Source organism: Zoogloea dura (assembly GCF_012927165.1).
In the GTDB taxonomy this organism is placed as follows: Bacteria; Pseudomonadota; Gammaproteobacteria; order Burkholderiales; family Rhodocyclaceae; genus Zoogloea; species Zoogloea dura.
In genome coordinates this window covers 144,871-152,398 of record NZ_JABBGA010000011.1, presented here as the reverse complement: position 1 = coordinate 152,398, position 7,528 = coordinate 144,871, and the positions used below count along the sequence as shown (strand labels likewise).

Sequence of the window (7,528 nt, the reverse complement as noted above, 5' to 3'; positions counted from 1 at the left end):
GGGTCGGGACGATGCCAAAGGTGACGATGGCGCCGCCCAGGGCCGCCGGAATGCCGGCGTCGATGGCTTTCTGGAAGCCGGGCAGATCACGGATCACGTGGTCGGCCGGCATCACCAGCAGCACCGGGTCGGCATCCACCACGGCCAGGGCCGCCAGGGCCAGGGCCGGCGCGGTGTTGCGGCCGGTGGGCTCGAGCACGATGTTGCCGCTGGCCCGCCCGGCAGCACGCAGCTGCTCGGCAGTGACAAAGCGGTATTCCTCGTTGCACACCACCACCGGGGCTTCGGCCACCGGCAGCTGCCCGACAAAGCCGGCCAGCCGGCCCGCCGTGGCCTGCAGCATGGTGTCCTCGCCCACCAGGGCCAGGAGCTGCTTGGGATATTGTTCGCGCGACAGCGGCCACAGGCGCGTGCCGGAACCGCCGGAGAGGATTACGGGTTGAAGTTGCATGAGCCGCTCTGGGTGAAAGTGGGGAAACCGGGGCAGATACACCGCAGAACAAACACACCGCGGGATCAACGCATTATCGGCAATGGTAAACCTAACGCCTCGCCCGGAAAACCCGTCGTCATCGAACGGTCATTCTTCCGGCAAGCTCGAATCAGGCGCCTTCAGCCATGATCCAACCACCACCTCGACCTCTTCAACCCCGGTCTTCTTCAAGCTCGAGAACAATTGCACGGTCACCTTATCTCCGAGCGGTTCCAGCTCCTTGCGCACCCTTGCCAGGGTGGCCGCCGCTTCACTGCGGGTCAGCTTGTCGCTTTTGGTGAGCAGGACGTGGATCGGCCTGCCACTGGGAGCAAACCAGCCGATCATGGTCCGGTCGAGCTCCTTGAGGGGATGCCGCGAATCCATGATCAGCACCAGGCCGATCAGATTGGGACGCCGGGTAAGGTAATCCTCGAGCAGATGCTGCCACTGACGCCGGATCGCCTCGGGCACCTCGGCATAGCCATAGCCGGGGAGGTCCACCAGCACCGCCCCGTTCTGCAGGCGGAAGAAGTTGATCAGTTGCGTCCGCCCCGGCGTCTTGGACACATAGGCCAGGCGGGTGTGATTGGCCAGTGTGTTGATGGCACTGGACTTGCCGGCATTGGAGCGGCCGGCAAACGCCACCTCGGGACCGATGGGCGTGGGCAGGCCACTGGCCTTGGCGATGGAAATCTCGAACTGTGCGTTGCGGAAGAGGGACATGAGGATGCTTGAATTACGCGGCAAGGCAATTACTGCATCGCGCAAATGACTGGAATTGCTATAGAATAGCAGGTTTGAGACATCCACATTCTTGGCTTTCCGAGGACATCATGATCAAGCGTTCCCTTCTGCTTTCGCTGCTTCTGGCCGCCAGCGCGGTCCAGGCTCAAGACAAGGCCGCCGCCCAGCCCGACCTGGCCAAGGCGAAACAGACTGCAGAACAGATCTGTGGCGCCTGCCACGGCGCTGACGGCAATAGCCAGATCCCCGCCAACCCGAAACTCGCGGGTCAGCATGCGGATTACCTCTACAAGCAGCTGCGGAACTTCAAGAGCGAAGGCGGCGCCCCCGCCGAGCGCGCCAACCCGGTGATGGGTGGCATGGCCGCACCGCTGTCCGACGCCGACATGAAAGGCCTGGCTGCCCACTTCGCCAGCCAGACGCTCAAGCCCGAGTCCGCCAAGAACAAGGCCTCCATCGAGCTCGGCCAGAAACTCTGGCGCGCCGGCGACGTGAAGCGCGGCATCCCCGCCTGTGCGGCCTGCCACGGCCCGGCCGGCGCCGGCCTGCCGGCCCAGTACCCGCGCCTGTCCGGCCAGTTCGCCGACTACACCGAAGCCCAGCTGAAGGCCTTCCGCGCCGGCGAGCGCGCCAACGACCCGAGCAAGATGATGCGCACCATCGCCATCAAGATGACCGACCCGGAAATCAAGGCCGTCGCCGACTACGCCGCCGGTTTGCGCTGAGTCAAGGCGCGCCTCGGCGCAGCCCGTTAAAAAAGGGGTGGTTCCGGCCACCCCTTTTTCCATTTATCGGCCCCCCGTTTTCAGGCGCCCCGCCGCAATACCTTCATGCGACCACGCAGCACCTCACGCGCCCTCTACGAGCTGCTCAGCTCGATGCGCTTCGCGATCAGCCTTCTCACCGTGCTGGGGATCTCGTCAATCATCGGCACGGTGATCAAGCAGAACGAACCCTACAACAACTACCTCAGCCAGTTCGGCCCCTTCTGGTTCCCGGTCTTCGAGAAGCTGGGCCTGTACTCGGTCTACAACTCCTTCTGGTTCCTGACCATCCTGGGCTTCCTGGTGTTGTCCACCTCGGCCTGCATAGTTCGTCAGACCCGCCCTATGCTCAAGGACATGCGGGGTTTCCGCGAACACGCCCGGGAAGCCTCGCTGGCCAGCTTTGCCCACCATGCGCGCATTCCGCTGCTGCAGCCCCGCACCGAGGCCCGTGAGGCACTTCTGGCCTACCTGCAGCGCACAGGCTTTGCGGTCCGCTGCGATGAGCGGGACAGCAGCGTCCTGCTCGCCGCCAAACAGGGCAGCCTGACCCGGGTCGGCTACTTCCTGGCTCACGGCGCGATCGTGCTGATCTGCGTTGGCGGACTGCTCGACGGCAACCTGCCCCTCAAGCTGAGGATGGCACTCGGCGGAAAACAGGTGACCAGCGGCAACCAGCTGATCGCCGACATCGGCCCCGAGAGCCGGCTTGGCCTCGACAACTGGAGCTTCCGCGGCAACGTCTTCATCCCGGAGGGCAAGAGCGCCAATACCGCCGTGGTCAATGTGCAGGACGGCATCCTGCTGCAGGACCTGCCCTTCACCGTATCCCTGCGCAAGTTCCATCTCGAGCACTACGAGAGCGGCATGCCCAAGCGCTTCGCCAGCGACATCGTGCTCACCGATCCGGCCACCGGCCAGTCGATCGAGAAGACCATCGAGGTCAACAAGCCCTTCGAGTTCGCCGGCGTGATGATGTACCAGGCCAGCTTCGAAGACGGCGGCTCGCGCATGCGCATGCTCGCCCACGACCTGCGCCCGGGCCACGGCACCTCCGCCATGCCGCTGGAGGCGGCGGTGGGCGACTCGCTCAAGCTGGCCAGCCAGGGGCTGGATCACAGCCTCGAGCTGGGCAGCTTCCGTGCCTTCAACATCGAGAACATGGCCACTGATGCGCCGGAGAGCGAGGCCGGGGCGCTCACCCGCCTCGAGAAGCACCTGGGCAGCGGCGCCAGATCGCCCACCCGCAAGGACATGCAGAACGTCGGCCCGAGCATCCAGTTCAAGCTGCGCGACTCGGCCGGCCAGGCCCGCGAGTACCAGAACTTCATGCAGCCCATCCTGCAGGACGGCGCCTGGTATCTGCTCACCGGCATGCGTGACTCGCCCTCCGCCCCCTTCCGTTTCATGCGCATCCCGATGGACGGCGAGGGCCGCCCGGACAGCTGGTTTGAGATCCGCAGCGTGCTGCTCGACACCTCGCGCCACGCCGAGCTCGCCCGCCGCTTCACGGCCACGGCCCTGCCCGCCAGCACCGCCGGCGCGGTGCGCGGACGCCTCGAGGAGACCACCCGGCGCACCCTCGAACTGTTTGCCCTGGGCGGTTTCGACGGCCTCGGCAAGTTCATCGAGAGCACCATCCCGGCCGGCGAACGCGACAAGGCTGCCGACGTCTTCATCAAGATCCTCGAAGGCTGTGCCTGGGAGGCCTGGAACCTCGCCCGCAGCGCAGCCGGTGCGCCCGCCCCCACGCCGTCCCCGACGCACGCGCGCCTGCTGCGCGACACCCTGAACGCCACCAACGACAGTCTGCACTATGGTGCGCCGGTCTATCTTCAGCTCACTGGCTTCGATGAAGTCCGGGCCACCGTGCTGCAGGTGACCCGCTCGCCAGGCAAGCCCATTGTTTACCTGGGCTCCCTGCTGCTGGTTCTCGGCGTGTTCGCGATGCTGTACATCCGCGAACGACGTCTCTTCATCCTTCTCAAAGACTCGGGAGAGGCGCTGATCGCCCTCGGCTCGAACCGCAAGTCGATGGACGTGGATGAACGCTTCGAGCAACATCGGGATGCCATCGCGGCCCTGCTCACCCCGCCCGCCCGCCCCTGACACGAGGTTTTCGATCATGGACATCGCCCACAAGGACTCCACCACCCTTATGCGCCGCTTCAACCCCGGCGACGCCCTGTTCGCCCTGGCCCTGATTGGCGGAGCCCTGTTTGCGCTGCGCCAGTACGGCGACTTCATGGACATCTACGACAAGGCCATCCTGCTCCTCACCGTACCGGCGCTGGCCGCCATCGGTGTTGTGGCCTGGAAGCCCTTCCGGCTATTCCTGGCAGTCTCGGCAGGCCTCGCCGTATTCAGCCTGAGCCTCTACGGCGGCGACCTGGCCAGGGCCGAACAGGCCTTCTTCCTGAAGTACCTGATCTCCAGCCAGACCGCGATCATGTGGATGAGCGCGCTGTTCTTCATCGCCACCGGCGCCTACCTGCTGGGCCTCGCCGCGCGCTCCGACTTTGCCGAGGCCACCGGCACGGCACTGACCTGGTGCGCCGTCACGATGGGCACCACGGGGCTTCTCGTGCGCTGGTATGAAAGCTATCTGATCGGCACCGATGTGGGGCACATTCCGATCAGCAACCTCTACGAAGTCTTCGTGCTGTTCTCCCTGATCACCGGCCTGCTCTACCTCTATTACGAAGGCGTCTATGCCACCCGCAGGATGGGCGCGTTCGTATTGACGGTGATCTCGGCGGCCGTGGCCTTCCTGCTGTGGTACACCTTTTCCCGCGAGGCCCATGAGATCCAGCCCCTGATCCCGGCGCTGCAGAGCTACTGGATGAAGGTTCATGTACCCGCCAACTTCGTCGGCTACGGCGCCTTTGCGCTGGCGGCGATGATCGGCGTGGCAGACCTGCTGGTGCGCAATGGCATCCTGATCAGCCGCCTGCCGCCCGCCAAGGTGCTTGAGGACGTGATGTACAAGGCCATCGCCATCGGCTTTGCCTTCTTCACCATCGCCACCATCCTGGGCGCCCTGTGGGCCGCTGAGGCCTGGGGAACCTACTGGCAGTGGGACCCGAAGGAAACCTGGGCCTTCATCGTGTGGCTCAACTACGCCACCTGGCTGCACATCCGGCTCACCAAGGGGCTGCGCGGCGCGCTGCTGTCCTGGTGGGCGGTGATCGGCCTGCTGGTGACGGCCTTCGCCTTTGTGGGAGTCAATATGTTCCTGTCCGGGCTGCACTCCTACGGCTCGCTCTGATACAACTCCCTCGAGACGGGCGGCTTCCGCCGCCCTCAGGGCCGTGGCTTACCCGCCTCGAGACAGGCGATCTCCGCGCGGCTGAAGCCCGCCTGCCGGCGGGCTTCAATATTCAGGGGCCGGGGTGGCCACGGCGCGTCAAACTCGCTCATCAGAGACAGGTAGGTCGCCTCCGGCTCAAGGCCGCGCTCTTCACAGAAATGGCGGAACCAGCGGTCGCCCAGGGCCACATGGCCAATCTCGTCGCGCAGGATGATATCGAGCACGGCGATGGTCGCGTTGTCACCGATCCGCCTTAGCGCCGCGACGATGGGCGGAGTCGCATCCAGCCCCCGCGCCTCCAGCACTCGCGGCACCAAGGCCATGCGCACAAGGGGATCGTCCGCCGTCTTGACCGCCATGTCCCACAGCCCCCGGTGAGCCGGGAAGTCTCCATAGGCATGACCGAGTGCCGCCAGGCGATCCACCACCAGGCCGTAGTGGTAGGCCTCCTCAGCGGCCACCTGCAACCAGCCATCGTAGTAATCATCGGGCAGTCCGCGGAAGCGGTAGACGCAGTCCAGCGCCAGGTTGATGGCATTGAACTCGATGTGGGCAATGGCGTGCAGCAGCGCGGCGTGCCCTCCGGGAGAGCCCGGCTTGCGCCTCGGCATGGAGGTATGCACGACCAACTCGGGACGGGAAGGCCGTCCCGGGTCATCAACCTGCAGAACAGGCCCTGAACGGGTCATCGACAAGGGCAGCAGGCCACGCCTGCGGTCCTTGCAGAGCGCAGCCACGGCGTCACCCTTGGCAGCCGGATCGGCAGTCATGAGGGCCGCGAAGGCCCTTTGATGGAGGTCTTGCTCAGTCAACATGGGGCCGGATCTTACCAGCCCCATGATGCACTGCGAAAATACGCGGAATGGTCCCGAACCCGGCCTTCAAACCACCTTGCGGCGAGCCGGTGCGCGCTTTCGGGGCGCAGCCTCTGCAGCCTGGGCGATCAACTGGCTGGTGCCGGTCAGAGCATCCACCTGCGCACCCAGACGGCCAAAATTCTCCATCGCGGCGAGCTGCGTGTTGAAGCCGTCACGCAAGGCGGCAAAGAAGGGAGTCAGCCCTTCCGGCGCCTCACTCACCAGACGCTCGATACCGGCCTGGACCTGCTGCGTGCTTTCTGCGGCAGACTGGCGCACGGCCTCGGCCAGCACATTGCGCATCTCAACCAGCACCGCGTATTGCTGCCGGGCATTGTCGGAGACCTGCTCCACCCCCAGCTGCAGGGTGCTCGCCTGCCACGCCGCGAAGCCTTCCGCGTCCCTGACGGCAGCCAGCGCCTGGGCTGCCTCGAGGGCCTGTCTGCCGGCCTCGAACTGCAGCATCGCCACTTTTTCCACCTGAGCCGCCAGATCGCGGCTGACGGCCAGCATGCTGTCCATGGCGGCCGCCTGGGCCCGCCCGAATTGCTCAAAGTTCATTGCAGCCATGCGCGTCTCCCCTACGTTGATCATGCCATTCAGCACAAATTAACATTCTGCCGAAGAGCCGCAGCGAGGCGAATCCGGCCTTTCCCGGGACAAAACAGGGGTAAACCCTTGTCAACCGCCCCAGGCCCCCTCCTGGGTCCTGGCCGCACGGATGACATGGGCGACGAGCTCGGCGAGGGACTCGACCTGCAGCTTTTCCATGACCCTGGCCCGATGCTGCTCCACGGTCTTCATACTGATGCCCAGATCCTCGGCGATCTGCTTGTTGAGCCGCCCGGCCGTCATGCCGTCGAGCACCTCCCGCTCGCGCACCGTCAGTGCGTCGAGCCGGCCCCGGAAAGCCTGCTGCCAGGCGGCTTCGGCGCGACGCCTACCCGCCACCTGGACGGCCTCATGGACCCGGTCCAGCAAGACCTGCTCGTTGAAGGGCTTCTGCAGGAAATCGAATGCACCTTCCCGCATGGCGCGGGCAACCATCGGCACGTCTCCGTGCGCCGACACGAAGATGATCGGGATCACCGAGCCGAGACGCCCCAGGCGCTCCTGCAAGCCGACCCCGCTGAGCCCCGGCATGCGCACATCGAGCACCAGGCAATGGGCACCCTCCAGGGCCTCACCGTCGGCGAGCAGATCCAGGGCTCCGGCAAAGCAGCGCACCGGGAAACCGAGGGTCTCGACAAGCAGGCCAATGGACAGGCGCACGGCATCGTCATCGTCGACGACACAGACGAGGGGAGCATTCATGACGACCTCCTGGCGGGCAGACTGCATCTTTTTCTTTTGAGGGCACGGCTCCGGCCGGCGCCGG

8 protein-coding genes are annotated in these 7,528 nt (G+C 65.4%); 3 read left to right on the top strand and 5 right to left on the bottom strand.

The annotated features are described in order from the left end of the window. Positions 1–451 (bottom strand): sugar phosphate nucleotidyltransferase (locus tag HHL15_RS14880; protein WP_169146572.1); only part of this gene is annotated, 451 nt, incomplete at its 3' end. 129 nt (positions 452–580) lie between these two features. Next, positions 581–1,198, bottom strand: coding sequence for a ribosome biogenesis GTP-binding protein YihA/YsxC (gene yihA, locus HHL15_RS14875; RefSeq protein WP_169146571.1), 618 nt, complete (start codon positions 1,196–1,198; stop codon positions 581–583). A gap of 110 nt (positions 1,199–1,308) precedes the next feature. On the opposite strand from yihA, the gene HHL15_RS14870 reads away from it, so the two are divergent. The 3 genes from HHL15_RS14870 to ccsB all read left to right on the top strand — a co-directional run bounded on the left by HHL15_RS14870 (position 1,309) and on the right by ccsB (position 5,251). Then, the gene (locus HHL15_RS14870) at positions 1,309–1,944 is read left to right on the top strand and encodes a c-type cytochrome (protein ID WP_169146570.1); all 636 of its coding nucleotides are present in this window, start codon (positions 1,309–1,311) and stop codon (positions 1,942–1,944) included. 105 nt (positions 1,945–2,049) lie between these two features. Next, positions 2,050–4,092, top strand: coding sequence for a cytochrome c biogenesis protein ResB (locus HHL15_RS14865; protein ID WP_169146569.1), 2,043 nt, complete (start codon positions 2,050–2,052; stop codon positions 4,090–4,092). Positions 4,093–4,108: 16 nt separating this feature from the next. Next, complete coding sequence (gene ccsB, locus HHL15_RS14860) at positions 4,109–5,251, top strand: c-type cytochrome biogenesis protein CcsB (RefSeq protein ID WP_169146568.1); 1,143 nt, start codon at positions 4,109–4,111, stop codon at positions 5,249–5,251. A gap of 35 nt (positions 5,252–5,286) precedes the next feature. Here ccsB and HHL15_RS14855 read toward each other — a convergent pair whose 3' ends face one another. The 3 genes from HHL15_RS14855 to HHL15_RS14845 all read right to left on the bottom strand — a co-directional run bounded on the left by HHL15_RS14855 (position 5,287) and on the right by HHL15_RS14845 (position 7,464). Further along, complete coding sequence (locus tag HHL15_RS14855) at positions 5,287–6,063, bottom strand: ferritin-like domain-containing protein (protein WP_235943408.1); 777 nt, start codon at positions 6,061–6,063, stop codon at positions 5,287–5,289. A gap of 111 nt (positions 6,064–6,174) precedes the next feature. Continuing rightward, positions 6,175–6,720 carry a phasin family protein gene (locus HHL15_RS14850; protein WP_169146566.1) on the bottom strand — a complete coding sequence of 182 codons (546 nt, stop codon included), beginning with the start codon at positions 6,718–6,720 and terminating at the stop codon, positions 6,175–6,177. 111 nt (positions 6,721–6,831) lie between these two features. Further along, on the bottom strand, positions 6,832–7,464 hold the full coding sequence (locus HHL15_RS14845; protein WP_169146565.1) for a response regulator transcription factor: 633 nt from the start codon (positions 7,462–7,464) through the stop codon (positions 6,832–6,834). Positions 7,465–7,528: the final 64 nt, after the last annotated feature.

Bases quoted from the DNA above. Each gene is read 5' to 3' on its own strand.
- yihA (WP_169146571.1), bottom strand. From the start codon at position 1,198: ATGTCCCTCTTCCGCAACGCACAGTTCGAGATTTCCATCGCCAAGGCC.
- HHL15_RS14870 (WP_169146570.1), top strand. From the start codon at position 1,309: ATGATCAAGCGTTCCCTTCTGCTTTCGCTGCTTCTGGCCGCCAGCGCG.
- HHL15_RS14865 (WP_169146569.1), top strand. From the start codon at position 2,050: ATGCGACCACGCAGCACCTCACGCGCCCTCTACGAGCTGCTCAGCTCG.
- ccsB (WP_169146568.1), top strand. From the start codon at position 4,109: ATGGACATCGCCCACAAGGACTCCACCACCCTTATGCGCCGCTTCAAC.
- HHL15_RS14855 (WP_235943408.1), bottom strand. From the start codon at position 6,063: ATGACTGCCGATCCGGCTGCCAAGGGTGACGCCGTGGCTGCGCTCTGC.
- HHL15_RS14850 (WP_169146566.1), bottom strand. From the start codon at position 6,720: ATGGCTGCAATGAACTTTGAGCAATTCGGGCGGGCCCAGGCGGCCGCC.
- HHL15_RS14845 (WP_169146565.1), bottom strand. From the start codon at position 7,464: ATGAATGCTCCCCTCGTCTGTGTCGTCGACGATGACGATGCCGTGCGC.